The 25,388-nt window shown below is 67.9% G+C and carries 26 protein-coding genes, 2 tRNA genes and 1 pseudogene; 14 read left to right on the top strand and 15 right to left on the bottom strand.

Annotated features, from left to right (window positions below):
• Positions 1-188: 188 nt before the first annotated feature.
• Complete coding sequence (locus OHS71_RS23555; protein WP_328481339.1) at positions 189-1,322, top strand: pyridoxal phosphate-dependent aminotransferase; 1,134 nt, start codon at positions 189-191, stop codon at positions 1,320-1,322.
• Here OHS71_RS23555 and fxsT read toward each other — a convergent pair whose 3' ends face one another.
• Positions 1,323-3,455, bottom strand: a complete 2,133-nt coding sequence (gene fxsT / locus OHS71_RS23560; RefSeq protein WP_328481340.1) for an FxSxx-COOH system tetratricopeptide repeat protein — start codon at positions 3,453-3,455, stop codon at positions 1,323-1,325.
• A gap of 89 nt (positions 3,456-3,544) precedes the next feature.
• Positions 3,545-4,003 carry a hypothetical protein gene (locus OHS71_RS23565; RefSeq protein ID WP_328481341.1) on the bottom strand — a complete coding sequence of 153 codons (459 nt, stop codon included), beginning with the start codon at positions 4,001-4,003 and terminating at the stop codon, positions 3,545-3,547.
• Positions 4,004-4,856: 853 nt separating this feature from the next.
• Here OHS71_RS23565 and OHS71_RS23570 point away from each other — a divergent pair.
• Positions 4,857-5,711: a hypothetical protein gene (locus OHS71_RS23570; RefSeq protein WP_328481342.1), complete on the top strand. Its 855-nt coding sequence runs from the start codon at positions 4,857-4,859 to the stop codon at positions 5,709-5,711.
• A 178-nt stretch (positions 5,712-5,889) separates the two neighbouring features.
• On the opposite strand, the gene OHS71_RS23575 is transcribed toward OHS71_RS23570, so the two are convergent.
• Both OHS71_RS23575 and OHS71_RS23580 read right to left on the bottom strand, forming a co-directional pair.
• The gene (locus tag OHS71_RS23575) at positions 5,890-6,162 is read right to left on the bottom strand and encodes a hypothetical protein (protein ID WP_328481343.1); all 273 of its coding nucleotides are present in this window, start codon (positions 6,160-6,162) and stop codon (positions 5,890-5,892) included.
• 127 nt (positions 6,163-6,289) lie between these two features.
• Positions 6,290-6,577, bottom strand: a pseudogene (locus OHS71_RS23580) (tyrosine-type recombinase/integrase); the annotation flags it as partial.
• A 504-nt stretch (positions 6,578-7,081) separates the two neighbouring features.
• On the opposite strand from OHS71_RS23580, the gene OHS71_RS23585 reads away from it, so the two are divergent.
• Positions 7,082-7,318: a hypothetical protein gene (locus tag OHS71_RS23585; protein ID WP_328481344.1), complete on the top strand. Its 237-nt coding sequence runs from the start codon at positions 7,082-7,084 to the stop codon at positions 7,316-7,318.
• A gap of 297 nt (positions 7,319-7,615) precedes the next feature.
• Here OHS71_RS23585 and OHS71_RS23590 read toward each other — a convergent pair whose 3' ends face one another.
• From OHS71_RS23590 to OHS71_RS23615, 7 genes are all read right to left on the bottom strand, one after another.
• Entirely contained in the window at positions 7,616-7,978 is a 363-nt protein-coding gene (locus OHS71_RS23590) for a DUF5335 family protein (protein WP_328481345.1), read from the bottom strand.
• 229 nt (positions 7,979-8,207) lie between these two features.
• Positions 8,208-8,285: transfer RNA gene (locus OHS71_RS23595), tRNA-Arg, on the bottom strand.
• 534 nt (positions 8,286-8,819) lie between these two features.
• Positions 8,820-10,316, bottom strand: coding sequence for a hypothetical protein (locus OHS71_RS23600; RefSeq protein ID WP_328481346.1), 1,497 nt, complete (start codon positions 10,314-10,316; stop codon positions 8,820-8,822).
• 140 nt (positions 10,317-10,456) lie between these two features.
• Entirely contained in the window at positions 10,457-11,191 is a 735-nt protein-coding gene (locus OHS71_RS41375; protein WP_443047024.1) for an NUDIX hydrolase, read from the bottom strand.
• 474 nt (positions 11,192-11,665) lie between these two features.
• Positions 11,666-12,049 (bottom strand): hypothetical protein, encoded by a 384-nt coding sequence (locus OHS71_RS23605; protein WP_057600685.1) that lies wholly within the window; start codon positions 12,047-12,049, stop codon positions 11,666-11,668.
• A complete protein-coding gene (locus tag OHS71_RS23610; RefSeq protein ID WP_057600684.1) occupies positions 12,043-12,471 on the bottom strand; it encodes an ATP-binding protein in 429 nt (142 codons plus the stop codon). Before OHS71_RS23610 ends, OHS71_RS23605 begins: the two co-directional genes overlap by 7 nt.
• A gap of 46 nt (positions 12,472-12,517) precedes the next feature.
• The gene (locus OHS71_RS23615) at positions 12,518-12,925 is read right to left on the bottom strand and encodes an NUDIX hydrolase (protein ID WP_057600683.1); all 408 of its coding nucleotides are present in this window, start codon (positions 12,923-12,925) and stop codon (positions 12,518-12,520) included.
• Positions 12,926-13,035: 110 nt separating this feature from the next.
• On the opposite strand from OHS71_RS23615, the gene OHS71_RS23620 reads away from it, so the two are divergent.
• A complete protein-coding gene (locus OHS71_RS23620) occupies positions 13,036-13,824 on the top strand; it encodes a GntR family transcriptional regulator (protein ID WP_057600682.1) in 789 nt (262 codons plus the stop codon).
• 36 nt (positions 13,825-13,860) lie between these two features.
• Here the strand turns inward: OHS71_RS23620 and OHS71_RS23625 are convergent, their stop codons facing one another.
• Positions 13,861-14,202 carry a hypothetical protein gene (locus tag OHS71_RS23625; RefSeq protein ID WP_242432527.1) on the bottom strand — a complete coding sequence of 114 codons (342 nt, stop codon included), beginning with the start codon at positions 14,200-14,202 and terminating at the stop codon, positions 13,861-13,863.
• 177 nt (positions 14,203-14,379) lie between these two features.
• Here OHS71_RS23625 and OHS71_RS23630 point away from each other — a divergent pair, with 177 nt between their 5' ends.
• The 9 genes from OHS71_RS23630 to OHS71_RS23670 all read left to right on the top strand — a co-directional run bounded on the left by OHS71_RS23630 (position 14,380) and on the right by OHS71_RS23670 (position 20,294).
• Complete coding sequence (locus tag OHS71_RS23630) at positions 14,380-14,736, top strand: SCO3933 family regulatory protein (RefSeq protein ID WP_057600681.1); 357 nt, start codon at positions 14,380-14,382, stop codon at positions 14,734-14,736.
• Entirely contained in the window at positions 14,736-16,118 is a 1,383-nt protein-coding gene (locus tag OHS71_RS23635) for an FtsK/SpoIIIE domain-containing protein (RefSeq protein ID WP_057600680.1), read from the top strand. The genes OHS71_RS23630 and OHS71_RS23635 overlap by 1 nt, the downstream gene beginning before the upstream one ends.
• A gap of 83 nt (positions 16,119-16,201) precedes the next feature.
• A complete protein-coding gene (locus OHS71_RS23640; RefSeq protein WP_057600679.1) occupies positions 16,202-16,828 on the top strand; it encodes a DUF2637 domain-containing protein in 627 nt (208 codons plus the stop codon).
• A gap of 11 nt (positions 16,829-16,839) precedes the next feature.
• A complete protein-coding gene (locus tag OHS71_RS23645) occupies positions 16,840-17,031 on the top strand; it encodes a mobile element transfer protein (protein ID WP_010985414.1) in 192 nt (63 codons plus the stop codon).
• A 16-nt stretch (positions 17,032-17,047) separates the two neighbouring features.
• Positions 17,048-17,242 carry a hypothetical protein gene (locus OHS71_RS23650; RefSeq protein ID WP_057600678.1) on the top strand — a complete coding sequence of 65 codons (195 nt, stop codon included), beginning with the start codon at positions 17,048-17,050 and terminating at the stop codon, positions 17,240-17,242.
• Between the two features lie 22 nt (positions 17,243-17,264).
• Complete coding sequence (locus tag OHS71_RS23655; RefSeq protein ID WP_328484614.1) at positions 17,265-17,516, top strand: SpdD protein; 252 nt, start codon at positions 17,265-17,267, stop codon at positions 17,514-17,516.
• 111 nt (positions 17,517-17,627) lie between these two features.
• A complete protein-coding gene (locus tag OHS71_RS23660; protein WP_328484615.1) occupies positions 17,628-18,956 on the top strand; it encodes a replication initiator in 1,329 nt (442 codons plus the stop codon).
• Positions 18,949-19,161, top strand: coding sequence for an excisionase family DNA-binding protein (locus OHS71_RS23665; protein WP_057600676.1), 213 nt, complete (start codon positions 18,949-18,951; stop codon positions 19,159-19,161). Before OHS71_RS23660 ends, OHS71_RS23665 begins: the two co-directional genes overlap by 8 nt.
• Entirely contained in the window at positions 19,161-20,294 is a 1,134-nt protein-coding gene (locus OHS71_RS23670; RefSeq protein ID WP_057600675.1) for a tyrosine-type recombinase/integrase, read from the top strand. Before OHS71_RS23665 ends, OHS71_RS23670 begins: the two co-directional genes overlap by 1 nt.
• A 105-nt stretch (positions 20,295-20,399) precedes the next feature.
• Here the strand turns inward: OHS71_RS23670 and OHS71_RS23675 are convergent.
• The 3 genes from OHS71_RS23675 to OHS71_RS23685 form a co-directional block, all read right to left on the bottom strand.
• Positions 20,400-20,472: transfer RNA gene (locus OHS71_RS23675), tRNA-Arg, on the bottom strand.
• A 63-nt stretch (positions 20,473-20,535) separates the two neighbouring features.
• Positions 20,536-22,248, bottom strand: coding sequence for an IclR family transcriptional regulator domain-containing protein (locus OHS71_RS23680; protein ID WP_328481347.1), 1,713 nt, complete (start codon positions 22,246-22,248; stop codon positions 20,536-20,538).
• Between the two features lie 369 nt (positions 22,249-22,617).
• Positions 22,618-23,943: a M6 family metalloprotease domain-containing protein gene (locus OHS71_RS23685; protein ID WP_328481348.1), complete on the bottom strand. Its 1,326-nt coding sequence runs from the start codon at positions 23,941-23,943 to the stop codon at positions 22,618-22,620.
• A 607-nt stretch (positions 23,944-24,550) separates the two neighbouring features.
• Here OHS71_RS23685 and OHS71_RS23690 point away from each other — a divergent pair.
• Complete coding sequence (locus OHS71_RS23690) at positions 24,551-25,201, top strand: TetR/AcrR family transcriptional regulator (RefSeq protein WP_328481349.1); 651 nt, start codon at positions 24,551-24,553, stop codon at positions 25,199-25,201.
• Positions 25,202-25,388 lie beyond the last annotated feature (187 nt).

The following is a 25,388-nucleotide window of genomic DNA, read 5'->3' on the forward strand; positions in this document are numbered from 1 at the left end:
TGGAGGTCGTTGCGGCCGGCGAACCCGCCGTGCTCGCATGCCGTCCTGAACCGGGCGGTACCAGGACTTCCCGAGTTGTGTCGGTGCATCTCGGGGGAGACCGGCACCTTGCGGATGGCGAGGAACGCGAGAGACGATCAGAAGCGGTACACGGCGAAGGACGGTCGTTCGGGACACAAGGGGTGAGGGTGATCGAGCGCAATCTCACGCGGGAAGAGGTGGACGCTCTCCCCTTCGCACACAATCTGTCGGACGGTCACGCGTTCCGCTCCTGGACCACCGCCGAATCTGCGATCATCGCCGACTCGGCGCGCTTCTTCGCCGAGTCGGACCGCAGGGGCGGGCGGCGGGCCGAGGCCGAGTACATACGTCGCTACCTCGCGCTCGGAGCGCAGTCGTACATCCCGGAACACTTCACCGGGCTGATGTCCTACTCCGCCTCGATGGCCGTCGAGATCGTGGCCAACCTGCTGCGCCTCAGGGGGCTTTCCGTAGCCCTGATCGAACCCTGCTTCGACAACATCGCCGACATCCTGCTGCGCCACGGCATACCCCTCGAGCCGTTCCCGGAGACCGCGCTGACGGACGGAACGGCCGCGCTGGAAGGGCTCCTCGAGACGCTCACCGCAGACGTGATCTTCCTGGTGAGCCCGAACAACCCCACCGGCACGGTGGCCGGCGAGGAGGCGTTCACCCGCATCGTCGAATACTGCCGGGCCGAGGGGAAGCTCCTCGTTCTCGACGGCTGCTTCCGGGTCTATCTGTCCGACGACCAGGTCTACGACCACTACGGGATCCTCGCCGGTTCGGAAATCGACTGCGTGGTGATCGAGGACACGGGAAAGGTCTGGCCCGCGGCCGAGTTGAAGGCGCCCTTCCTCAGCGTCTCCCCGAGACTCGTCGACGCCGTCCTGGGAATACACTCGGACTTCCTCCTCCACCTCTCTCCTTTCACCGTCCGGCTGATCACGGAGTTCGTGCGTCTCGCGGAGGCCGATGGCGGCCGCTATCTGCGCGAACTGGTCGCGAAGAACCGGACGCTCTTCCAGACAACGATCCCTGGCGCGTTCCTGAGAACGGACGACACCCGGAAGCTGGGCCTCGCCTGGCTGGAAGTGGCTCCCGGTGGACCGGACGGAGAGCACGTCCGCAGACTGCTCGCCGAGCGGGGCGTCCACGTTCTCTCCGGCGAGAGGTTCTACTGGTCGTCACCGCACCTGGGGCGAAGGCATCTCCGCATGGCCCTCCTGCGCGACCCCGAGATCATCGTCCAGGCCTCCACGGTGATCGCCGGTCTCGCAGCCGAGCTCGATGACGGTTGATCAGGCGGACATGGGCACGTCCGCGAGCGCCCGGGCCGAGCGCCGGGCGTCCGGATGGTTCTCGCCCAGCACGTGGCATCGCCGCTCCCAGGTGTCACGGTGCAGTTCGCGGGCGCGCGTGTAGTCCTCGAGGGCGCACAGGTCGTCGGCGAGACTGTAGGCCGAGCGCAGAGTGTCGGGATGGTCGTCACCGTGCAGCCGCCGACGCCGGTCCCAGACGTCCTCGTTCAGCGTCCGCGCCTGGGCGTATTCGGCCATCCGGTGAAGAGTGATGGCCAGGTAGTGCGCCGAGCGCAGCGTGTCCGGGTGGTTCTCGCCCAGGAGCCGCCGGCGCTGCCCCAGCACCGACCACTGCAGCTCCCGGGCTCGCTCCACCTCGCCCAGGTCGCACAGATCGGAGGCGAGATGATGCGCGGAGTGCAGGGTGTCGGGATGATCCTCGCCGAGGACCCGCCGACGCCGCTTCCAGACGTCCTCGTTGATGTCGCGGGCCCGCTCGCGCTCGCCCAGCTCATACAGGTCGGAGCCCAGGTAGTGGGCTGACTGAAGCGTGTCGGGGTGGTTCTCGCCGAGCAGGCGGCGGCGATGCCGCCACCCCTCTTCGTCCAGCGCGCGCGCCCCGGCGAAGTCCCCGAGGTCGCAGAGGTCGGCCGCCAGCTGGTGCGCCGAGCGGATGGTGTCCTGATGGTCCATGCCGAGGACCCGGCACCTCCGGTCCCAGACGTCCTGGTCGACCTCCCGTGCTTGCGCGTACTCGCCGAGCTCGAAGAGGTTGGACGCCAGGTTGTATCCGGTGTGGAGCGTGTCGGGGTGGTCGGGGCCGAGCCGCGCCGTCCACGAATCCCGGGTCATCCGGCAGATGTCGACCGCGGACCGGGACTGGCCGGAAAAGTACAGATACCGTTGCACGTTCAGGACCAGCGTACGGAACGCCTCCGCGTTCAGCCGGATCCCGGGCAAGGCCGCGTCGGACGACAGGAGCTCCCGGACATGCGGGACGATCATCCCGTACTCGGGCCAGGAATCGGGGGTGTCCGGGTCTCCCGGGGTGATCGTGGCGAGCAGTTCCTCGGCGGCGTGGTGAATCACCCCGTGCTCGCCGACCGGCAGCCTCGCCCGGAGCAGCGTATGCACGAGTCGGTGCATCTGAAGGGCGTTGTCGGCGTGCCGGGCCAGCCCAAGGGCGACGATCTTGCGGACGGCCAGAGCGGCCGTCGCTGTGTCACCCAGCCGGACGCCGAACCGGGGCGGCCCGACGGCGGGGTCCGAGCCCAGCGGGATCGGCTCCGGAGCGAGAAAGGCGAGCCGGTCCAGGAGAGCGGCGGCGGCCGGACCGGCCGTGGTCACCAGCCGGTCACGGCTGGTGCCGACCACCGACACCAGGCCGGGATGCGCCGAGACAGTGCGGTCGTCCAGGCCGCTCGCCGCCGGCTGAGACCTGAGGAGCGTGAGGTAGTCGGCGGTCTCCAGGCCGGTCTCGTCCAGGAAGCAACCGACCTGCTCCACCGACAGGGGCAGATCGCCCATCGCGGCAGCTACCCGGTCGGCGTCGTCGGGTGACAGGGAGGGACAGCGGCGCGACAGCAGCGTGATCGACTCGTCCCGCTCGAACTCGGTGACGTCGATGCGTGCACCGATCCGTCCGATGCGGGGATCGCGGCCGGTGATCAGCAGCCTTCCTCCGTCAGGAGGGAGAAGGTCGTTCATGGCACCGAGATCGTCAAGGTTGTCGTACACCAGCAACCAGTCCCGCCTGGCCGCCAGTTCCACCCAGAGGGCCCGAATCAACAGGGACGGCTGGACGGCGGCGAGTCCCAGCTGGGAGGCCAGGGCGGTGAGGCTCGCCATGACCGCGGCGGGCTGGTCGGCGCCCACCCACCACACCAGCTGGTAGTCGCCGGCGTGGCGATGGGCGTATTCGACCGCCAGCTGCGTCTTGCCGATGCCGCCCATCCCGATGAGCGACACCACGCCGCGTCCCGCGGAACCGCCTTCGCCTGTGTGCCGCATGCCGGCGTCGACACGTTCCAGGAGGGCGGTCCGCCCGGTGAAGGCTTGGTTGCGCGACGGAATCGCGTGAATCGGCCTCGGGCGGGGGGCCGGCCCGCTCGACGCCAGGGATGTCAGGTGCACATGGTCGATGCGCGCGGCAACGACTCCGCCGGCGATCGCCGCCGTGCCCGCCGCGATCGTCGGCTGGGCGGACGTCTCTCCGGAACCGCTCAGCCCTCGTGCGGTCCCGGCGTCGAAGGGTGGTGCCCGGTCGTCACTCCTCCCGAGACATTCCCTCCGACAACGACGCCACCGGTTTCGACCCGTAGGTCACGCTGCGCGCCGACGCCGCTCTGCTGAACCAGCCCCGCCTCGTGGCGTTGCAGGCGGTCGACGGACGCGGCCAGCCCGGTGGCGAATGCGGGATCCTCCTCCGCCGCGTCGGCGATCGCGTCCGTCGCCCGTCGCGTCGCCCGCTCACTCACCTCGCCCTCGCCGGCCTGCTCCAGCAGACGTGTGACGGCAGGATCGTCGCCGACGACCCCGCTCACCAGCTCGTGCAGGGCGTCCATGCCCTCGTCGAGGACCCTGTCGACCTCGGCATCGGCGCGGGAGCCCACTTTCCGAACCTTCCTCACGAGGTAGCCGACCGTCGCTCCGGCCACTAGTTCCAGTCCGGGTATGGGCACTGTACGGTTCCCTCCCACGTTGTCGTTTGAGTCAAGTAAACACCTGAACAGTGCAGTTGATACCGAATAGTTCTCGACAACGTTCCGGCCGAAGCGCACGCCGGAGATCAGGCCGGTGATCCACAGGAGCCGGTCCCGTACGTGCCGAAGGTCGGTGGCCCCTGGTCCCGCAGCGGTCCAGCCATGAGCGCGACGACCTCCACCAGGAAACGCGGCGCGTCGTCTGTGGGACGGCAGCCTCTTCGACAAGGCGCCGAAATCCGCCGCTGGGGTACAGCGCCCGCGACCGGGCCATCGCCGATCGGCTCGGAGCCATGATTCGCGAGGGCGGGGGAGAGACAGCCTCCGACTCGGGCCGCCCAGGTCTGTGAGGCGACGGCTTGGACGGGTTGGCGGGCCGGGTCTGTGACCTGCGGGCATGTAGCCGACCAACGCTGCGACCTGCGACCGGGCTGTCGACCGTTGTCAGCGTTAGGCGTTGTCGAGCGCCCTCGTACGGCCCTCGTGCAACCCAGGGAGGGCTCAGCGACGGCCCGAGCGGGGGTGCCGCCGTGTGCGCCCCTCAACACGAACGACGGGCAAGACAGCCGTCGAGATCGCCGGGGTCGCCGACGCTGGTCACGGGGCCGCCGACCCCGGCCGGACGCTTGCCGTCAACAAGGCTGCTGTACCGCGGGGGATTGGGAGCGGGACTGCTGTCAGGACAGCCAACGAGCGCTCTCTGAGGCAAGAGTGACGCGCTGTCACATGCCTGTGACATGGGGCCGACGATTCCGGAACGCGTGACCCAATAGCGTTGTTCTCGCTGGTCAGAGAGGCCGGCGCGGCAGAAACCGAATCGCCAGGAGCCGTCATGCGCACCGCACTCCGTACCGCCCTCGCCATCGTCGCCCTCGCGGGTACGGCCACCGCTTCTGTCGTGACAGCCACTTCCGCCAGCGCCGCCACCGCGGCCGCGTCCTCCACGAGCAGCGCCTGCCTTGCCACCAAGACCATCCCCTCCGTCTTCGGCGGCTGGAAGGTCAAGCTGGTCAACAGCGCCGACAGCGGCGCGTCCGCCAAGCTCCTTGACGAGAAGGGCCACGTCGTCTCGACCGTGGACCAGAGCAGGACCGTCGACGCGGCCAATGGCCTGCGGATCACGGGAGTGCTCAGCGCCAAGCCCGTCTTCGGGCAGCGCAGCGAGGGCGGGTCCACCCCCTGGAAGTCCACCGCCTTCCCGGTGCTGTCCGCCGACTGCACGCAGAGCGGCAAGCTCGTGCGCACCCTGCGTCTCGACTCCCGTACGGCCGCTCAGATCTTCAAGGTCTCGGCCAGCCACTACCAGGCCCGCGTCTACCAGAGCGGCAAGCTGGTGCGGTTCATCGACGCGCACGGTCGCGCGGGCGCCGCCGTGTTCGGCAGCCGAACCCTCGTGCTGAACCCCGACGGCACGACCGTCACCTGGACCGGGGCCAAGACCGCCGCCAACCCGCGTCTCGGCCGCTACAAGCTTGCCAACGGCGCCATGGTGAAGCTCGTCAAGCGCGCGGGTGTCTACGGGGCGCAGCTGACCACCGGCCACGGCACGTTCCCCGTCGAATACGCCAAGGGCCGCCCGGCCGTCCAGCAGGACGACGTCACCCTGGTCGTCCTGGGCGCCGACGGCACCCTCAGCGCCTACGTCTACGGCAAGGCCCAGAAGCCCCCGGTCTACCAGGGCGCCTGAGGCACGAGCGGCGGCCCCTGACTTGTCTTTCTGGGCAGGCCAGGGGCCGCTTCCGTAGGCGAGTGCTTTTGGATGTCAGAATTGGATGTCAGAAGCGGATGGCAAAGGCCACCTGGGAAAGTTCCCAGGTGGCCTTTCCCTTGCGCCCCCGCCAGGATTCGAACCTGCGACACCCGGATCAGATGGCGTCGATCTGCCAGGCGATCACGCCGGTCGATGCCTTGGCACTGTCGACATCAATGCGTACCGGCTTGTGTCCGGTGATCCGCTGCTGGACCACTGACTGATCGCACGGCACCTCGGTTTCTGTGCCGGCGCTCGTCGGGGTGAATGTCAGCTGCGCACTGCCCTTGCCCACGCATACCAGGTTGAGCTTGTAGGCCTTGCCCTCACTCAGGCTCGGCTCAGTGTGGATGCCATCGGTCACCCGCTCCGCGCCGGCCTCGACCAACTTGAAAGCGGGTGTCGCAGGTTCGAATCCTGCCGGGGCACCAGTTCAAAGGCGCGCCACCTACGGAAATCCGTAGGTGGCGGGCCTTTGACGGTAGTGGTTGACGGCAGTCGCCTCTCAGGCGGCCAGCGGCCGGCGGACGGCGCTTGAGCAACCGCGCCATGTGGCTGATCGCCTCCCGCTGGATGTCGTGCACGACGTGCGTGTACACGTCCATCGTGATGCTGATCTGGCTGCGCCCGAGGATCTCCATGATGACCCGTGGCGCGATGCCGGCCGCCGTCAGCGGCGTGGCGCAGCCATGCAGCGCGTCGTGCAGCCGAACCACTCGTAACCCTGCGTCAGCCGCCACCCGCGTGAAGGTCGCGGCGGAGGTCTCAACACGGATGGTGCTCACAGGTACGTGCCCATCCACTCGTCAGTACAAGATGCGCCAGGAGGGGTAGCGGCGGACAGTCAGCCGCTGAACGGGGCGTGAGACACCTGGGCGGGGCCGAGCCCCGGCCATCCCGTGGCGCGGTGGCCGGGGGCGGGGCGGACATCGGGCAGGGACACGCCGTACCGCGCCGAACCGGAACCTGACGCACTGGTCACCCGCGCCGACTGACTTGTGCAGAACGTCAAAGTGCGACCCACGGGTTTGTACACATACGGCTCGTGACGAGGCTCCGGGAGAATTGCCTACTCTGACCTCATACGTCAGACACTCCTGAACTCACAGGCAAATGAGAACAGTTGGGGATCCCCCGGACCGTGAAAACGGCGTGCCAGGCTGCCTGCACGGCGGCTGTCCGGCCCCTTACGTCCCACGATCCGACGCCACGACGCAGCACATCGGTCGCGCCTGCTTGCCCGGAATCCTCACCGGACGCCGGCGGGCAGACCCTGATCCTCGAAAGGCCCGGCAATGACACTGCACATGGACGGCACAGCAGTCCTGATCCTGCTGGTCGCGACGGCGGCGGCGGTGGCCGTGTACCGCCTCAGGGACCAGGCCGCGACGGGCGGCGGCCCGCATGCACGCGATCTCGTGGGCGCGATCTGCGTCTGGGGGACGGTGGTCGCCGCGTTGGTGGCCCTGTTCGCGTTCTCACCCCCGGCGCCGACGGACGGCGGCTCACGCGCGCCGACGCGGAGCACGTCCTCCGCCCCGTGAGTTCCGCGGGCCCGCTCGCCGGGGAACCACTGGCTCGTACGCGGCGGTGGCACCTGGAGCGGCCGCTCGTCAGCATGTCCACCCTTCCCCAGGGCGTGTGCGCGTGCGGGCGACCTCGCGGGCATCAGGCGTCGGCGGACCGAGCCGGTCGCCAGTCACGGAGGAGCGGATATGGCTGCATACGGCCGGTAACGATCACTAGATCCCCAAGTCGGCCCGTCACCCATCTAGTGATCACCAATGGGTTTGTCATACGAGGTGCCGTGACGGCTGCCGGCGGCGGGCGCGCCTCAGGGGTCAGGACTCCGTGCCGGACTCCTGGGAGAAGAAGGTGATCAGCGTGGCGGTGCCGTCCTTGTCGACTGTCCGGGCCGCCGGCTCGGGAATGTCCTGCGTGGCGACGTCGATCTCCCTGGGGTGCCACACCAGGTGCCGCAGGACGACGGGGTAGCGCGGCGACCGTCCGCCGACGGAGACGGCCACTACGTCGTCCTTCGGGTCGTACACGATGGTGGCGAAGGGCAGCCGGTTGGCTTCGTACTGGTGCCCGACCTCGGGGTCCAGTACCTCGATGGTGACGAACTCCCCCTGGTGTTCCTCGGTCACCTGATTGAGGGCGGTCTCCCAGGTGCTGCGGTCGAGCGTTTCGGTGCCGGCCATCGTCGTTCCTCCTCCGGTGGCAATCTGCTCTCCGCACGACGGTAGCCGCAGCCCTGAGCGACTGCCTCGGCCTGACGGGTCAAGCCGTCCGGCCCTGGTGGACCTGCCTGGACGAGTCCGGGCCGAAGCCCCACGGGGCGGGCTCCGGTACGGGCGGGAGGACAACATCCTCACAGTCAGAAGTGGATGTCAAAGGCCCCGGACCATGATCGGTCCGGGGCCTTTTGCCTGGTGCCCCCGGCAGGATTCGAACCTGCGACACCCGCTTTAGGAGAGAGGAGGGGGAGCCGTGCCGCTGACCTGCGGCTTCGGTACCTGATGAGACGGTCGATAACTCGATCGCAGGACACCCTCGTTGACCGTGGCTGACCTCCACATCTGGCACGGCAGTGGCACGAACCTCAGCCGACGACGGCCGCCCACCACGGTGGGTGCGCCGCCCGATCAGGCGCGCGTATGCCTCGCTGCACCCCCACCGGCCTCAGCCACGCTATCGGCTTGTGACGTCGACCAGCGCCAGAGGCGACGGCTGGCCGCGATGAGCCACCTGGCGCGCTGCACCTCCGAAGCCCTCAGCTTGGGAAGCTGCGGTTCTTTGCAGCGCGTTCGAGTACTGACCTGTGCGAACGGTGGGGCGTGGCCTTGTTTTTACTCGGCTGCTTTCACCGTGATTCCCCGCTCGTTCTGGAATGCGCTTGGTGGTGCGGGCCTTCGAGGTGCGGGCTTCGGGAGACGCTATCGGCTTCGAACGGCTGCTGGATCTGAAGCCGGAAAAGATCGAACGGAGCTGCTGACCGATGGCGATGAGGCGTCGTTGACTGCCTTTACATCGGCTGCCGCTTTACGCTCTCTGAGCGGTAACTTCTCGGTAAGGAACTTCGGTCTCGGCAGCCATCTGCTCTAGGCGTCGCCGATCCTCATCTGAGTGCTCCCGAATGTCAGCAAGAACATTCTGCCGCAGTCCAGATGCCTTATAGACAAACCCCTGCACAGCTATTTCGTGCTCCGAGTCCTTGCGCTCCTCAAAGAACTCGATACCGACATCTATCGCATAATCAATCCCCACCATTGCAAAGTTTGCCAATATGTGACCAGCGACCCCAGGGGTAATTATCTGACCGGCCCATGTGATCAAAGGGCGCACCAGCAATTTAAGAGCGGTAGCTCCGACTCTCAAGTGTTTAAGTGAACCGGCTTCTTGAGATATCTCTCTACTGAGTCGATTTTGGAAGCCCTCGAGAGCTCCAAACAATGCAGCAAGGCTCGCATCGAACCTATCGGGGCTCGACACATTAGAGACAGCCCGCTGCGCTTCCCTAAAGTTTATCCATTCCGGCCAAGACTGCATTTCGCAGACATCTGCAATAGTGAGATCTGCCCATTCGGGGAGAAGGAACGCTTCCTGTGATCTGTAGTACCAGGCAGGATCAACCAATGTGCGGTCACAAACGTCGATAGCCGCGTCCCCATCTACGTGAGCTTCTTCCGGCGTGTGAGAGAACAGGTCAGGTGGAAGACAGAGAGGGCTAGGCATTTGCATAGCCATAAAAGACTGCCGATGCAGAGTGGTTGGAAGATTGTGGTTGTATGCCAAATCCCCCAGCAGCTTCATCTGATAGCTGAATCGCTTACATCGATCGATATCGGGTTTCTCTACGTCAGCGCCATCTGGTAGCACGAACTTCGCGTAGTATGCACCCCTCTTGATGGTATTTCCCTGAGTCCTCAGCCATGGCTCGCCCTCCGATTCCAGAAAAGCCTCAAAGTCAGAGAGCATACTATCGTGGGTGCCTTCAGGGCTGACAGCCGAAAAAAGCTCATCCATTTGGCCGTCGAGAAATTCTCGGCGAATTAGCCGTCGAATGAAGGTATCAAAGCGTCCAGGCAGCGCCATGCTGTCCCGATCGGACAACCTCAATACCCTAATCTGATCTTCCCCGAAGACGCTCAAGTATTTCTGCCACGCCTTCTCGCCACCCCTGCTGATCTTGAATGGGGGGTGTTTGATTACCTCTGAGAGGCTTGGCTCATCCCTGAACATCAAGATGGAAATATTCCGCTCGGCCAGTTTGGCCATGCTCTCCGGGTCTTTCGATACATCCTGGAATACCGCTGGCTCGTTGAGCGCGAAAGCCCTGTTGATTACAACTTCCGGCGAGTACAGAAGCGACCTTACGTATTCGCGCCGAACAGCCTTTTCTCGCGACTTGGCGACTTGAGCGCCGCCGATTTTTCTCCGATGGAGGGCGCTTAGGACGTTGAATGGAAGGAAGTGGTTATCGAGACAGTGCGGTACTGTAGCGAAACCGTCCAACTGGTTGGCTCTTACGGTGGGCATGAGAATTCCCGAAATCGTGTTGCACTCTTGGGATTTGCCGCAATTTTGATGCTTGAAATAACGCACCGCTAGGAATAAGACAGGTTGACGGCCGTGTCCGCCGCCGCACCAACGAGCCTCACTTCCTAGGGTAGTGTCTTCTACTGCGAGTGCAACCGCAGGCCCAAATCGGCTGATGCGCCTCCGCGACTGCGCAGTAGGCATAGCGCCGCGAGAGTAAAGGAGTCTGTGATCTCTTCGCTTTCGATCATTACCTCCGCTTCACTCAACGTGACCACTCGGACATCGTCGATACCCTCCGACCCCTCGGGGATTGGGGGGCGATCGACGATGGCTGCATATAGTGGGACGCTATAAGTCAGTAGCCCTGTGTCGGGGTGGATTAGGCCTAGCCTTTCCATCCTCGTAATCCCTACGTCAAGTTCTTCCTTCATTTCGCGAGCTGCTGTTTCTTCGGGTTTCTCGCCCGGTTCTGCAAACCCGCGAGGGATTTCCCAATGCCAGTTGCGAGTAGAGTGACGAAAATGCGAAATGAGGACGATACGCCCCTCGTGTAGAGGAAGTACGGCCACCCCGACACTCAAGGCTGCGGGGAGGATTCGAATGTAGGACCCACACTCTCCGGAGCGAAACCTTACGGCGTCACGCACAAGTTTCACATATTGATCCTCGTAGATAACTCCGACGTCTGCATAAGCTGTCGGAATCTTCAACTTGCGCATCTCTCTGCGAACCTCGCGGGCTACCCGTCTTTGTTTCGCCTTTCGAAATAGGATCTCTGTCGCCGCAAGCCGTGAATTTTTGAAGAGTTCGGGCCTGGCCCTGCGCAAGACGCTATATTCTTTTCGTCGATGCCTGCGCAAATTTAGCACCATTCATCTCCTCTCGGTTGTGCTCGATGCTCCACAGACTCAATGACATCACACGGGCGGTGTCCAGGAACGTAAACGTACGGTGCGCGACCACCGGTCACCCCTATTGGGGCAACGTTAGGGTCTCTTCGTCCCTACCTGGAACTTGACTGAAAGCTCCCTTGGAGGACTTCGACGTGCGCCGCGACGTCTGTTGCCTACTACTTCCCGTGGAAGCTCTACGACAACTGGCTGTTTCCCGCGAATCCCCGCAGGATCTGACACGCCCCGACGCGCCTTGGGTGGAGACTGGCCTCTTTGGACCTACCCGCCCCAGTCACTGCGACCCCCTGCGGCAAGCGGCTGATCGATGAGAGAGCGGCGCGGGCGCCGGTCGGGCTGGAGCGGGACGAAGGCAGGAGCGCAGGCCCGGCCGGGGGCCGGGCCGCGCGCGGGGAGCGGAGCGAGCCGCCTTGAACCAGTAGAGAAAGTTGTAACTCAGTCGGCTCTGTGGGGCTTGAAGGCGTTCGTGCAGGCTGGGAGTTCGACGCCCTGACGGTGTGCCAGGGGCAGGAAGAGCGCTGGTCGGACTGTCCATGTGATGCGCGTGCTGGTGTGCGTGATGGACACCGTCCAGGGCTCCCGGCGCAACAGGGCTCGCCTTGTGTCGATGCGGTCGTCGTGGAGTCGCGTCCACGCCTCCTGGGAAGCGGCTGTGTCGAGTGCTGGTGAGATGGTGCGCAGGATCGTCGCCACCCAATTGTTTGCCTCGACCGCCGAGTACGCGTCGAAGGATCCGAAGAGGGCCGGCGGGCGTCGTCCGTCGAGCCGTTGGGTCCAGCACTCGCACCAGAAGCCCGGCCTGGTCGTCGTCCTCAGCACGGGTGCCCTCCGCGGTGTACGTCGGTGAAGAGCTCCGCCGTGATGGTGTGGCCGGCCTCGCTGCCGTGGACGACGACCCGGTGAGCGATCGCGCTGACCATGCCGAGTCCGCGGCCGTGCTCGGCGTCCTGGTCCTGGTGCTCGATCTTCGGGGCCGTGCCCATGCCTCCGGCGTCCGTCACCGATACGGCGACCACCTGCGCCGAGACGGCGACGGCCAGGTGGAAGCTGCCGGACTCATGGCCGCTCGCCGTGTGGAGGATTGCGTTCGCGCTGAGCTCGCTCACGATCAGCTCGACGTCCTCGGCAAAAGGGGAGCCGCGCAGGACGTCGCGCGTCCATCGGCGGGCCCGGCTGACCTCTTCCGGGAAACCTGGGCAAGACAGTCCCCAGACCCGGGCAGTACTCGTATACTCGTGCATACAAGTTCCTTCATGCTGGTAGGCCGCCATGTGCAGCGGGTTCGGACTAGACGAGTTTCACGCCGTCGTGGGCGCGGATGGCCGGCGGGGACGCCGCGTCCAGTGCATCTATGACGCGGATCGCGTACGCCTCGTCGGCAAGTTCGGAGACTTCTTCGCGGGTCACCCAGCGCAGTGCGCGGGTCTCGTCGCCGGTGGTCGGAGTGCCGTCGGCCGCCTCACAGCGGAAGACCAGCGAGACGATCAGGCCCGTCATGTTCTTGTAGACGCCGGTGAGGGTCGCGGGAAGCGCGATCTTGATGCCGGTCTCTTCGAGGACTTCGCGCTGAAGGGCTTCGGGGATGGTCTCCTCGCGTTCGAGGATGCCGCCCGGCGGTTCCCAGTGGCCGTTGTCCCGGCGCTGGATCAGGAGGGCCCGACCCTGGGCGTCAACGACGACCCCGGCCACGCTCACGGAGTGCGGGCGTTCTGTGCTCACGTTCCTTGGCCCTCTCGGATGGCTAGGCTCTCCACCGTAGCAACAAGCACTCGCCCACTCGTCTAGATACCTAAAGGAGTACACACGTGAGCCCTCTTTCTTCGGGCCTGCTCGGTGATCTCGACCCCACGAGTGATCGTGCGGTCTTCCGGCAGATCGCCGACCAGCTGCGTGAAGCCATCGACCGTGGGCGATTCCGGGAGGGCGAGAAGCTGCCCTCGGAAGCTGAGCTCGTCGACCACTACGGGGTCTCCCGGATGACGGTCCGCAACTCCTTCTCCATCCTCCAGGGGGAAGGCCTCGTCCACGCCGAGCACGGCAAGGGCGTCTTTGTCCGGCCCCGTCCTCCCGTGCGGCGTCTCGCCTCGGACCGGTTCGCCCGTCGTCATCGCGAGCAGGGGAAGTCCGCGTTCATCGTCGAAGCCGACGCGGCCGGTAGTCACCCCCAGGTCGACAGCCTTGAGGTGAAGGAAGAGAAGGCTAGCCAGGACATCTCCACGCGGCTCGGGTCCGTGCGGCGGGTCCTCGCACGTCGGCGCCGCTACCTCCTCGACGGGCGTCCGGTCGAGTTCGCCACGTCTTACCTGCCGCTCGACATCGCCCGCGGCACGCAGATCGCCGAACCCAACCCCGGCCCCGGCGGCATCTATGCCCGCCTCGAAGAGCTGGGCCACCGCCTCGACCACTTCGAGGAAGAGATCCGCGCTCGGATGCCCTCGCCGGACGAGGTGCGCACGCTACGACTGGCGGCCGGCGTGCCCGTGATCCACCTGATCCGGACCGCCTTCGACACCGAAAAGCGACCCGTCGAGGTCTGCGACACGGTCATGGCGGCGGACGCCTACGTCCTGGCGTACCAGCTCCCGGCGACGTGATCGCATGACCGGTGTCGGTGGGGTGCTAGGCCAGTGCTAGGCCTCCGGCGTGAACATGTCGCCGATGTTGTTCCACATGAAGCCCTCGCGCCAATCCGGCTTGCCGGTCGCCCAGCCGATGAGTGCCGTATGCACCTTCTCCTGCGAGACGGTCTGCGTCTGGTAGTGCTCGGCAGGGACGCCGTCCCGGTACTCCAGCTGGTAGGTGTTGTTGTCGCGGAACAGGACCTGGATGTACCAGTCCCCTTCGCGGTCCTCCTCCTGGCGCTCAAGCACCATGTGCTCGTTGCCGCGTCGCAGGTTGGCGAGCATCGTCCCGATGGCCGGCTTCGAGGGACGCTTCACCACATGGCCGTTGGCGCTTGTCGCTATCAGCATGGCCGGATTCTGACGGATGGGTCTGACAGTGGTCGGCACGCTCCTCGAACTCGTACACCCCAACACGCTTACTCGTATAGACGAGTGGGCAAGTTATGTGGCAAGGTGATCGTCGTGAGCCCGTGAATCGGGGTCGCAGATCGCATCTTGTATAGACGAGTAGATAGGAACGTGCCTGTGCGCACCATCCGTGTGGAGACCTCCGCCGCGACGATCCTCCTCACCGAGGCTCCCGAGCCGAAGGTCCGTGACCGGCAGACCGGTGAGATCGCCAAGGACGCCGTCAGCGGTGAGGCGCTGATGACCATCGGCGTCGTCTACATCGAGGACGGGGAGTCCTCGCTGATCAAGGTCACCGTCCCCGAGGGCGGTGTCTCAGAGGGGTTGAACCTCGGTGCGCCGGTCTCGCTGCCGGGGCTCGTTGCCCGGCCGTGGGAGTCCGTGTTCAACGGCCAGCAGCGTCACGGCATCGCCTTCCGGGCCGCTGCCGTCACCCCGGCCGCCTTCCCGGCCGTCATGGGGACCTCGGCCTGATGTCCGAACTCGCGACACTGCTGGAGGTGGGTGGTCCCGTCGCCGCGCTCGGCGGTGGGGCCGCCTACGCCCGGGCCAACCACCCGGCCTTGTACTGGTCGGCGGTCGGCGGGCCGATATCCACAGTCCGGCTGCTCAGCTCGTACGCCTCGGTCATGGAAGCCTGCGGCCTGACCGTCGCGCCGTCCCGGCTGCGCGTCCTCGCCGTCAAGGCCACCACTCGGCGGGAGGTGCGGCCCGTCCCGCCTCGTCGGGGCATCATCCGCCCTACGTCGACGGGCTTACGGCTGCGGCTGCGGCTCGCTCCCGGACAGGAACCCGCCGACGTCGCCGCCTCGGCCGAACGGCTGCGGCACGCCTGGGGCGTCCACGCCGTGTACGTCTCCACCGTCAAGCCTGGTGTCGTCGAACTGCGGCTGGTCGGCTTCGACGTCCTGCGCAAGGTGCGGATGCCCCGCAAGGTCGAGGGCGGCTTCCTCAAGGTGCCGGTAGCGCTGCGGGAGGACGCCATGCCCTTCGTGCGCGACTACCGGGCCGTTCCCCATCAACTCACGCTCGGCGCGACGCTGTCGGGTAAGTCCATGTACCTGCGCCATCTCGTCTCGGGCCTCGCACCGCAGGACGTCGCCCTCGTCGGCGTCGACTGCAAGCGCGGGGTCGAGCTGGCCCCGTTCGCCTCGCGCCTCTCCGCGCTCGCCACCGACCCAGACGAAGCCGCCGAACTGCTGCCCGTCCTGATCAAGGAAATGGAGGACCGATACGACCTGATCAAGGCCCGTCAAGGCATCGCCCCCGATCTCCCCGACGAAGAGATCACCTCCGACATCTGGGGCCTGCCTGAGAGTGAACGGCCCGTGCCGGTCGTCCTGTTCGTCGACGAGGTGGCCGAACTCTTTCTGACCGCCACCCGCAAGGACGAGGAACGGCGCGACGAGATGGTCACCCAGCTCATCCGCCTCGCCCAGCTCGGCCGCGCGGCCGGCATCTACCTCGAAGTGTGCGGACAGCGCTTCGGCGCCGAACTCGGCAAGGGCGCGACCATGCTCCGGGCCCAGCTCACCGGCCGGGTCTGCCACCGCGTGAACGATGAGGCCTCCGCGAAGATGGCCCTCGGTGACATCGCGCCGGAAGCGGTCCTCGCCGCCTGCGCCATCCCCGCCGAACGTCCCGGCCTCGCCGTCGCGGGCGACACCTCCGGCGGCTGGTCCCGCATCCGCACCCCGTATCTCTCCCTCGGTGACGCCGCCGACATCTGCCGGGACACGGCCCACCTCGTCCCGGGCCTCCCCGCGCTGGATCCGTTTCGGCCCTACGTGCCCGTTCCTCTGCCCTCCGTCGAGCGGCCAGGGCCCGCGGTCCAACCGCGCCCCCTCACGGACTGAGCCTCACCGCACCCCGGTCGGCGTGACCGTCTCGCGCCAGGTCCCTACCCCTCCCATGCCTGATCCAGAATGGAGACGCCCTCATGCGCGCCCAACTGGCCCGTATCGACGCGGTGCTCGTCCAGGCGCTCATCGCCGCCGCGCTGTCTTTCGCGCACATTCACGACGTCGCCGTGGCGGCCGGACAGGACGGCTGGAAGGCCTGGGCCTATCCCGTCTCCGTCGACCTGCTGCTCGTCGCCGCCTGGCGTCGACTGCGCTCCGGCTCGGCCAAGGGTGCGGCCTGGTGCTGGTTCGTCATCGCGCTCGCCGCATCCCTCGGCGCGAACGTCGCCACGGCCGGCCTGCTCGACCTCGGCGACGTCCCGGCCTGGCTGCGCATCCTCGTCGCGGGCTGGCCCGCCGTCGCCTTCCTCGGCGGAACCCTCCTCGCCCACTCCGCGCCCACGGCGGTTGACGACGCCGAGGTCATCGAGGACCAGGAGGACGAGCCCGAAACCGAACCCGAGCCGCCCACCCCGGCACCACCCGCCATCGAGGCCCCGCCGGAGCGCCCCGCCGTCCCGGTCCCAGCAGCCCTCATCGACCACGCCCGCAAGGTCGCCGCCGAACACCACACCCGAACCGGCACCCCCATGGACGTCACGACCCTGCGCGCCCGCCTCGGCGTCCCGGCGCCCATGGCCGAAGCCATCGCCGCCCACCTCTAAAGGGAGCTCTGATGACCGCCAACCGCCGCTTCCGCAACGTCACCCGCATCGGCCCCGTGCAGGTCGGAACCGCCTACGACCACCGCGGCCGCGAGAAGCACACCGCCGCCTGCACCGCCCCGCGCTGCAACTTCTCCGCCGACTACGACAGCCGCGCCGCCGCCGAGCTCGCCGCCCGCACCCACCGCTGCCCCGTCCGCTGAAAGGACTGCGTACCCCGTGACCGTCAGCCTTCCGCTCGTCGTCATCCTCGGCTTCTTCGCCTGGGGGGCGGTCAAGTTCCTCGGCGTCCGAATCTGGATCGTCGTCCTGATCACCCTCTTCGGCTTCTGGCTCTCGCGCACCTTCCTCGCCCCAGCCATCGAGTCCGGCACGCGCTCCGGCGTGGACGTCGTAAACGGCTCACATGACTAGACGAGTAGATAAGGACTTCGCCGTGTTCCTGCCCAAGTACCCGGACAACCCCACCCCGCCGCCCGCGCACACCCACACCCCAACCGACCCGGCCCCCGTCCCGGTCCGGCGCTCTCTCCCGTCGGTCTCCATCGATCAGAAGACCGTCGCGGCCGTCCTCGTCGGCGGAGTCGTCCTCACCGCGCTTCTGGCCGCGGTCGCCGTCACGGCCATCTCGGTCGCTGTCGCCGCCGTGGTCCTGCGCTCCCTGCTCCGCGACCACCACCGCCGCTGACTTGCGGCCAGACCTCCGGGGCGGCGTGACACAGCCACGTACCCGCCGCCCCGGCGGCCCACTCCTCCCGAAGTGCCCGTCAGAAGGAGAACCGTCATCTTCGCCCGCGCCATCCCGCCCCCTCTCCCGGAACTCAGCAACCTCGCCGCAGGCGGCACCCTGCCCGGTATCCTCCGCCAGCTCTCCGGCCTCGGCGGCTGCACCCACCCCATTCGCCTCGACGGCCACCGCACCGAATACGACGTGGACACCGCCACCGGCGAGATCGGCCGTATCCTCCACCACCTCGACTCGGGCGACCTCCCGGCCGGCCAACTCCTCGTCCGCTGCAACAACCGCCGCACGACCCGCTGCCCGGCCTGCTCCGAGGTCTACCGCCGCGACACCTTCCAACTGATCACCGCAGGCCTGCGCGGCGGCAAGGGCACCCCGGAACACGTCGCCACGCACCCCCGCGTCTTCGCCACCTTCACCGCCCCCGGCTTCGGCCCGGTCCACAACCGCCGCACCGACGGACGCCCCTGCCGCTGCGGCACCCAGCACGACCAGGAGGACGAGCAACTCGGCACCCCGCTCAACCCGGACACCTACGACTACGAAGCCGCCGTCCTCTGGAACGCGCACGCCGGTCCCCTCTGGCGCCGCTTCTCGATCTACCTGCGCCGAGAGGTCGCCAAGCGTGCGGGCCTGTCACAGCGGGAGCTACGCGACTACGCCCGCGTTTCCTTCGCCAAGGTCGCCGAATACCAGAAGCGCGGCGCGGTCCACTTCCACGCGGTCATACGCATCGACGGCCCGACCGGCGGGGACACCCCACCCCCGGCCTGGGCAACCGCCGAGTTGCTGACCGACGCCATCGGCGCTGCCGCGTCCAAGGTCCGTGTCGACGGCCCGACCATCGACGGCCGCACCCACGAGTTCGTCTTCGGCCGCCAACTCGACGTCCGCACCATCCGATCCGCCGACTTCAACGACGGCCAGGAGCTCACCGAACGCGCTGTCGCCGCCTACATCGCCAAGTACGCAACCAAGGGCGCGGAGACGGCAACGGGAGCTCTCGACCGGCCGCTGAAGTTCGTCGCCGAACTCGCCCAGCTCGACATCAGCGAGCACGCGCGCCGCCTCATCCGAACAGCCTGGGCTCTGGGGGCCCGTAAGGACCTTGAACACCTTCGCCTGCGGGCCTGGGCTCACATGCTCGGCTTCCGCGGCCACTTCTCCACCAAGTCCCGCCGCTACTCCACCACCCTCGGCGCACTCCGCGACGCTCGCGCCGAATGGCGACGAGCCCAAGCCGCCACCCCCGACACCGGGCCCGAGACGACGTACGTCCTCGCGCACTGGGTCTTCGCTGGCACCGGCCTCTCCGACGCCGAAGCCTGGCTCGCCGCATCTCTCGAACCCGCCCCCGGAACGGAAGGAGAACCCACTCGTGGCTGACCGCTACCTCACCGTGGCGCAGGTGGCCGAACTTCTCGGCACCTCGGAGCGCTTCCCGCGCCGTCTGATCGCCGAACGACGCATCGCATTCGTCAAGGTTGGCCGCCACGTACGTATCCCCGAACGGGAGCTGAGCGCATTCATCGACGCCAACACAGTGCAGCCGATCGGCCACCGGCGAGGCTCGCTGCGGAGGGTTGCCTGATGGCCAACAAGAAGGGTCAGCGCAGAAGCTTCGGCTCGGTCCGACAGCTCAAGTCCGGTCGCTGGCAGGTTCGCTACCGCGACCCCGAGACGGGGCAACTTCGTCCGGCCGAGACGACGTATGCGACCAAGAGCGACGCCCAAGTCGCGCTCACCCACATCGAGGCCGACATCACGCGCGGCCAGTGGTCGGACCCGGACGCCGGGGCGGTGAACTTCGCGGAGTTCGCCACGGCATGGCTGCGGGACCGGAAGCTTGCCGACCGCACCCGTGAGCGGTCTGAGTCCGTCATGCGGCTGCACATCCTGCCCACCTTCGGAGCCGGGACCGTGGCTGACGTGACGACGGCTCGTGTGCGTAGCTGGAGGGGGAAGCTCCTCGCGGCCGGCGTTGGTGAGCCGACGGTGGTCAAGGCGTACCAACTGCTGCGGGCCCTGATGAACACGGCCGTGGACGACGAACTGATCCGGCGCAACCCGTGCCGTATCAAGGGCGCCGATCGCTACGACGTGCCCGAGCGGCCGATCCTGTCGGCTGCCGAGGTCTTCGCCGTCGCCGACTCCATCGCGCCGCGCTACCGGCTGCTCGTCCTCCTGGCCGCGTTCACCACTCTGCGGTTCGGCGAACTGGCCGCCCTCCGCCGTCGGGACGTCGACTTGGAGAGGCTGACCGTCAGCGTCCGTCGGTCTCAAGCCGAGTTGCAGGACGGCCGGCTCTTCGACAAAGCGCCGAAGTCCGCCGCCGGCGTTCGTGCCGTCTCGTTCCCCGCCGAGCTGCTCGACGACGTGACACGCCACCTGGATCACTTCGCCGCGTCTGGCCGCGACGGGCATGTCTTCGTCGGTCCGCAGGGCGGCCAGCTCCGGCGGAGCAACTTCCGCGACGACTGGGTGTCGGCCAGGAAGGCCGCGGGGGTCACGTCGGAACTCCACTTTCACGATCTCCGCCACACCGGCAACACGCTGGCCTCGACTGCCGGTGCCAGCACCCGTGAGTTGATGACCCGCATGGGCCACAGCAGCTCACGCGCCGCGCTGATCTACCAGCACATGACCAGCGACCGTGACCGGGCCATCGCTGATCGGCTCGGAGCGATGATCCGTGAGGGTGGGGGAGAGGCCGTCTCGGACTAGAGGATCCGGCCTCCACACAGCCGTAGTGGCACGCGTGTGGCACGACCCCGAACACGACGAAGGGCCAGCCTGGGAGGAAACCCTCCTGAGCTGGCCCTTTCTCTGTGCCCCCGGCAGGATTCGAACCTGCGACACCCGCTTTAGGAGAGCGGTGCTCTATCCCCTGAGCTACGAAGGCGGGGTCGTGGCCCTGTGGGTCACAGGCGTCAGCGTACCGGATTCGGGTTGGGGGGTGTGGGGGTCAGGTCAGGGGGACATGGGTGAAGCGGGCTGCTGTGTGGAGGTCTGTCTCGATGTGGGTGGCGGTGGAGAGCAGGGCGGGGAGGATGTCGTGGACGCATTCCTCGGCCGTGCGGCGGGCGACATGGGTCGCCGCGTTCAGGGCGGCGATCACCCGGCCCTCCCGGTCGCGGATCGGGACGGCGATCGCGCGCACGCCCTGTTCCAGTTCCTCGTCGACGAGCATGTGGGCCGGTGTCGGCGCGGCCAGTAGGAGCTTGCCCATGGAGGTGGAGTGGGCCGGGAGCCGCGTGCCCACGCCGATGTCCACGCTCATGACGTGGTTCGCGGTCGCTCGGGCCGTGTACTGGACCTCGTCGCGCCGTTCGGTCAGGACCGCCAGGGACGTCGTTTCGCGGATCTCGCTCGCCAGGGTCGTCATGTGGGGGGCCGCGATCCGGGGGAGGGACGTGCGGGAGAGGGGTGGGAAGCCGAGGGAGAGGACCTGGGGGGTGAGGGCGAAGCCGCGGTCGGAGGCGGGCGCCACCAGGCCCAGGTGCTCGTAGGTGATCAGGGCGCGGCGGGCCGTCGCCCTGGCCAGGCCGGTCGCCTTCGCGACCTCCGTGAGGGTCAGTTCCGCCCTGCCCTCGTCGAACGCCGCCAGGACGGTCAGCCCCCGGGCCAGGGATTCGATGAACTCGCGGCCCAGTTCCTGCTTGGACGCGCCCGTCCAGGTCGCGAGGCCCGCGGGAGGCGGCCCCGGCGCGGGGCGCGGCGCGCGGCGCAGGTCCTCCTCCATCGCCGTCACGGCCGTGCGAAGGCGGGGGAGGAGCGTGTCGCGCAGGTCCGCCGACGTGTGCCGGCTCGTATGGCTGACGACGTTCGCCACGCACGCGATCCGGCCCGTACGGGGATCCCTCACGGGGACGGAGATCGCCACCAGCCCTGGTTCGATCAGCTGGTCGTCCAGGGCGCAGTTGTCCGCCGCGGCCCGTGCCGCCCTGTCGGCGAAGTCCTCGTCATCGCTGCGCGTGTTCCGCGTGCTCCGCGTGCTCCGCGTGTTCTGGCGGGACGGCAGCGGCGGGACGGTCGGGAAGTCGCTGTTCCTCGGGTCGCGCGCTCTGCGTGCGCGCCAGGACTGCCACACGTCGTCCGTCCATTCCGTCGCGAACAACGGGCCGGGCGCGGTGCGTTCGGCCGGGAGCAGGTCACCGATGCGGAAGCTCAGGGACATCGCGCGGCGCCGGGTCGCCTGGTGGATGAAGCGGATGCCGTCGCCGTCGGCCACCGCCAGGGAGACGGACTCGTCCAGTTCGTCGGCCAGCCTGTCCGCTCGGGCCGACAGCAGCGCGGGCAGGCGCAACGCCCCCAGGTAGGCGTTGCCCAGTGCCATGACGCGGGGGGTGAGGACCGCGTCGCGGCCGTCGAGACGGACGTATCCCATGCGGGCGAGGGTCGCGGTGATGCGGTCGACCGTGGAGCGGGCGAGGCCGGTGGCCCGCTCCAGTCCGCTCAGGCTCATCGTGCCGCCCGCCCCGGTCAGTTGCCGCAACACGGCGACCCCGCGGATCAACGGCGTGACCGCCTCCGCCGGAACCGGCCCCGGCCCTGTTTCCGGAACCGGCCCGTTCGCCGGGACCGGGTTCGGCGCCGAATCAGGTGCCGAGTCCGGAATCCCTGCGGAACCCGGGTTCGAACCCCGGACCGGGGCGGATGCGGTCGTCTTCGCGGACATGGGGTGCTCGTGTCTCCGATGCAGGTGTTCTGCGTACGCCTCGGCTGTAGGGGCGGCGGTTGTACGGGTGTGGCTGAACGGGTGTGGTGGCTGTACGGGTGTGGCCGTGGGGTGTGATGGCACGCCCTGGCGGCAGGGCTACGTTAGTCCCGTCGTGCTGCGGGCCGTCCGGTCCCGTCCTGCGCTTGCCCCGTATACGCCTCGCCCCGCACCGGTGCATGGCCCTTTCCCGGTGGCACGGCCCGTCCCCTTGTTCCGTTCCTTGTTCCGTTCCCACCGCCCGTCCGGGCGGTCCGGTCGAGACCCACGGTGCGCCCCTACCCAGCCCCTACCCGTACCCGCACCCGCATCCTCTGGTCCGTCCCCGCACTACCCGTGGCTCACCCTGACCCGGTACTTCCCGTGCAGGTCCGCTGCCACCACCGAGATACGGATGCCCCTCTTGGGATCCTTGAACGTCTCGCCCGGGGCGAAGGGGGCGTCGGAGAGTTCCGCGTGGACGTTGGGGCTGCGGGTGCAGCCGCCGCTGTCGGTGTGGGAGTCGTAGACCGTGATGGGGCCCATGCCGGTGTCGACGTCGGCGTCGACCTTGTAGATGAGGACGCCCGGGCGGCACACCGACTCGTCGTTGCCGCCTCGGGCGCGCAGTTCGACGGCGTAACCGGTGCGGTCGCTGAGCGGGACGAAGACCAGCTTCGGGCCACCCGGGCGGGAGAGGGGGGTCAGGGGGTACTCCGTGGTGCCGGACGCAGCCGCACAGGCGATCTGGGAGGCGTCCAGCCAGCCCAGTTTCCACTTGTGCCAGCCCAGCAGATCGTTGTTGGCGCCCCAGTCCTCGCTCATGATGTCCCAGTGGCCGACCGCGCCGCCGCCCTCCTGCGTGTAGAGGTCGGGCAGGCCGAAGACATGGCCGTTCTCGTGGGGGAGCACACGGTATCCGGTGCGGTCGTAGGAGCCCGAGCCGTCGTCCTGGCGGGAGTAGACGAAGGACGCGTTGGCCACGGTCACCCCGTCGGCGACCGGCGCCTCCGTGTTGCCGGCGAACGTCACCGACAGCACCGTGTCCAGGGCCGAGGGGCCCGCGTTGGGGGTGACCAGCACGTTCAGCAGGTCGTACGCGCGGAAGTCCACGGTCGGGTCGGCGGCGGCCACGATGTCCTGGACCAGTTCGCGGTAACCGGGATCGAAGGGCGCGCCGCGCTGTATGCCGTATTCGCGGAACGGTTTGGGCATGCGCAGCCAGTGCCGGACGGGGGTCTCGGCGCGGTAGTCGAGACGGCCGTACGACGCCGTACGGAACCATGCCTCGGTCTGCGGGAGGAACTCGCGGTAGCGGTTCAGCGCGCTGCCCCGGCCGGGTGCGTCCGAGAAGTCGACCATCAGGGTGAGCGCGCGGACGCGGCCGGTGGAGCGGGAGTAGCCGCCCGGTGTGGGCAGACCCTCGGACATCTGGATCGTGGCGCGGCCGCTGATCATGCAGGGTGCCAGAGTCGAGGAACGGGCCAGGGAGACGGGGCCCGCTCCGGCCGTCGTCGCGCCGGGGACCGGAGTGAGGTGTCCGGTGCCTGCCGACGTGCTGACGGCCAGCGTCACGGCGGTGACGGAGACGAAGGCGGCGACACGGCGTGGGCGTATCCGGCGGCGGAGTGGCTCGCCTGCGCGGGCCGGGGCGGTGCGCAGGGGCAGCGGCTGCATGCAGGGGCCTTTCGCTCCAGGCAGCCACGGGTCACCGGCTGCACCCTCCCGATCACCCTCCGACGGGGTGCACGCAGGCGCGCGCTGGAGGAGACCGATCGTGGATTACCGGCGGGTACGGCTTCGTCGGTGCTTGCGCCGGCGCTTGCGGCCGGTGCTGCGGCGGTGCCTGGGGCCCTCCTTCGGTGGCACCCGGGGCTGTCCCGCGGCGGCGCTCGGGCCCTGGTCCCCCACGCGGCCCGGGTCGTACTCCGCGTCGGTGCCTGGGCCGTTCCCTGGCGCTGCCCGGGCCGTACTCCGTCGGTGCTCGGGTCGTTCCGCGGCGCTGCCCGGGTCGCAGGCCGACGGCGCCAGGGCTGTGGGTCGGAGGCGCATTGAGGGCGCCCGGAGCAGCACTCTCACGTCGCTGACCTGGGCGCGGACGGTCTGCGCTCACCCTCCCGGGTAGATGTGACCCAGGTCACATCAGAAAACTTCGGGTGCGGGAAATAACCGGGGACGCCTTCCCCGTTTAGCCATGTGTCCGAGCGAAACGGGGAGTGGATCCCCGGATCGTAAAAGTCCCGAAACCTAACGAAGCGTCTCGGAACGTCAGAAGGAGTGCGCCGTGCAGACCGCGACCGCAGACCCCGCCGTGCGCAAGGTGTCCCGGCCTCGCGCCGACGCCCTGCGCAACCGGGAGCGGATCGTCGTCGCCGCCCGCGAGATGTTCGTCGAATTCGGCGCCGATGTGCCGCTCGACGAGATCGCCCGCCGGGCCGGCGTCGGCAACGCCACGCTGTACCGCAACTTCCCCGACCGTGACGCGCTGGTTCACGAGGTCGTCTTCTCCGTGCTGGATCGTTCGGTCCAGCACGGGCAGGTCGCCCTCGCGGAGACCGGCGACGCGTTCGGGGCGCTGGAGAGGTTCGTGCACGCTGCCGCCGACGAGCGGATCAGCGCGCTCTGCCCGATGATCTCCAGCTCCTTCGACGAGCACCACCCCGACCTCGAAGCCGCGCGTGAGCGGGTCGAGGGGATCATCGCGGAGATCATGGACCGCGCGAAGGCGTCCGGGCAGCTCAGGCCCGACGTCGGCGTGGGCGACGTGATGATCGCGGTGGCCCAGCTCAGCCGGCCCCCGGCCGGTACGGCCTGCCCGAACGCGGACCGCTTCGTCCACCGCCACCTTCAGCTGTTCCTGGACGGAATGCGGGCCCCGGCCCGCTCTGTCCTGCCGGGCTCGGCTGTGACCATGGAGGATCTGCGCCAGGCCTGAGCGAGCAGTCGATCCGCAGAAGTCCCACCAGCCGTACGACGACTCAGCAGCACACCGCAGTGCGGCGCTGAACGCGGCAGTGCGAGGCAGTGACACGCCCCGACGCGTATGCGCAGCCGCACCTCACGACCACATCGCAACGCACGACGAGTGAACGGCCCGTCAGGGGGGACGAGCCGCCCTTTAC

Origin of the sequence: Streptomyces sp. NBC_00377 (genome assembly GCF_036075115.1) — a bacterium.
Classification (GTDB): domain Bacteria; phylum Actinomycetota; class Actinomycetes; order Streptomycetales; family Streptomycetaceae; genus Streptomyces.

What these genes read in the sequence shown, in the direction of transcription:
- OHS71_RS23670 (WP_057600675.1), top strand. Translation starts at nt 19,161, where the DNA reads ATGGCCAACAAGAAGGGTCAGCGCAGAAGCTTCGGCTCGGTCCGACAG.
- OHS71_RS23590 (WP_328481345.1), bottom strand. Translation starts at nt 7,978, where the DNA reads ATGGCCGGCACCGAAACGCTCGACCGCAGCACCTGGGAGACCGCCCTC.
- OHS71_RS23585 (WP_328481344.1), top strand. Translation starts at nt 7,082, where the DNA reads ATGGACGGCACAGCAGTCCTGATCCTGCTGGTCGCGACGGCGGCGGCG.
- OHS71_RS23610 (WP_057600684.1), bottom strand. Translation starts at nt 12,471, where the DNA reads ATGCACGAGTATACGAGTACTGCCCGGGTCTGGGGACTGTCTTGCCCA.
- OHS71_RS23570 (WP_328481342.1), top strand. Translation starts at nt 4,857, where the DNA reads ATGCGCACCGCACTCCGTACCGCCCTCGCCATCGTCGCCCTCGCGGGT.
- OHS71_RS23645 (WP_010985414.1), top strand. Translation starts at nt 16,840, where the DNA reads ATGACCGCCAACCGCCGCTTCCGCAACGTCACCCGCATCGGCCCCGTG.
- OHS71_RS23680 (WP_328481347.1), bottom strand. Translation starts at nt 22,248, where the DNA reads ATGTCCGCGAAGACGACCGCATCCGCCCCGGTCCGGGGTTCGAACCCG.
- OHS71_RS23635 (WP_057600680.1), top strand. Translation starts at nt 14,736, where the DNA reads ATGTCCGAACTCGCGACACTGCTGGAGGTGGGTGGTCCCGTCGCCGCG.
- OHS71_RS23640 (WP_057600679.1), top strand. Translation starts at nt 16,202, where the DNA reads ATGCGCGCCCAACTGGCCCGTATCGACGCGGTGCTCGTCCAGGCGCTC.
- OHS71_RS23600 (WP_328481346.1), bottom strand. Translation starts at nt 10,316, where the DNA reads ATGCCCACCGTAAGAGCCAACCAGTTGGACGGTTTCGCTACAGTACCG.
- OHS71_RS23625 (WP_242432527.1), bottom strand. Translation starts at nt 14,202, where the DNA reads ATGCTGATAGCGACAAGCGCCAACGGCCATGTGGTGAAGCGTCCCTCG.
- OHS71_RS23685 (WP_328481348.1), bottom strand. Translation starts at nt 23,943, where the DNA reads ATGCAGCCGCTGCCCCTGCGCACCGCCCCGGCCCGCGCAGGCGAGCCA.
- OHS71_RS41375 (WP_443047024.1), bottom strand. Translation starts at nt 11,191, where the DNA reads ATGGTGCTAAATTTGCGCAGGCATCGACGAAAAGAATATAGCGTCTTG.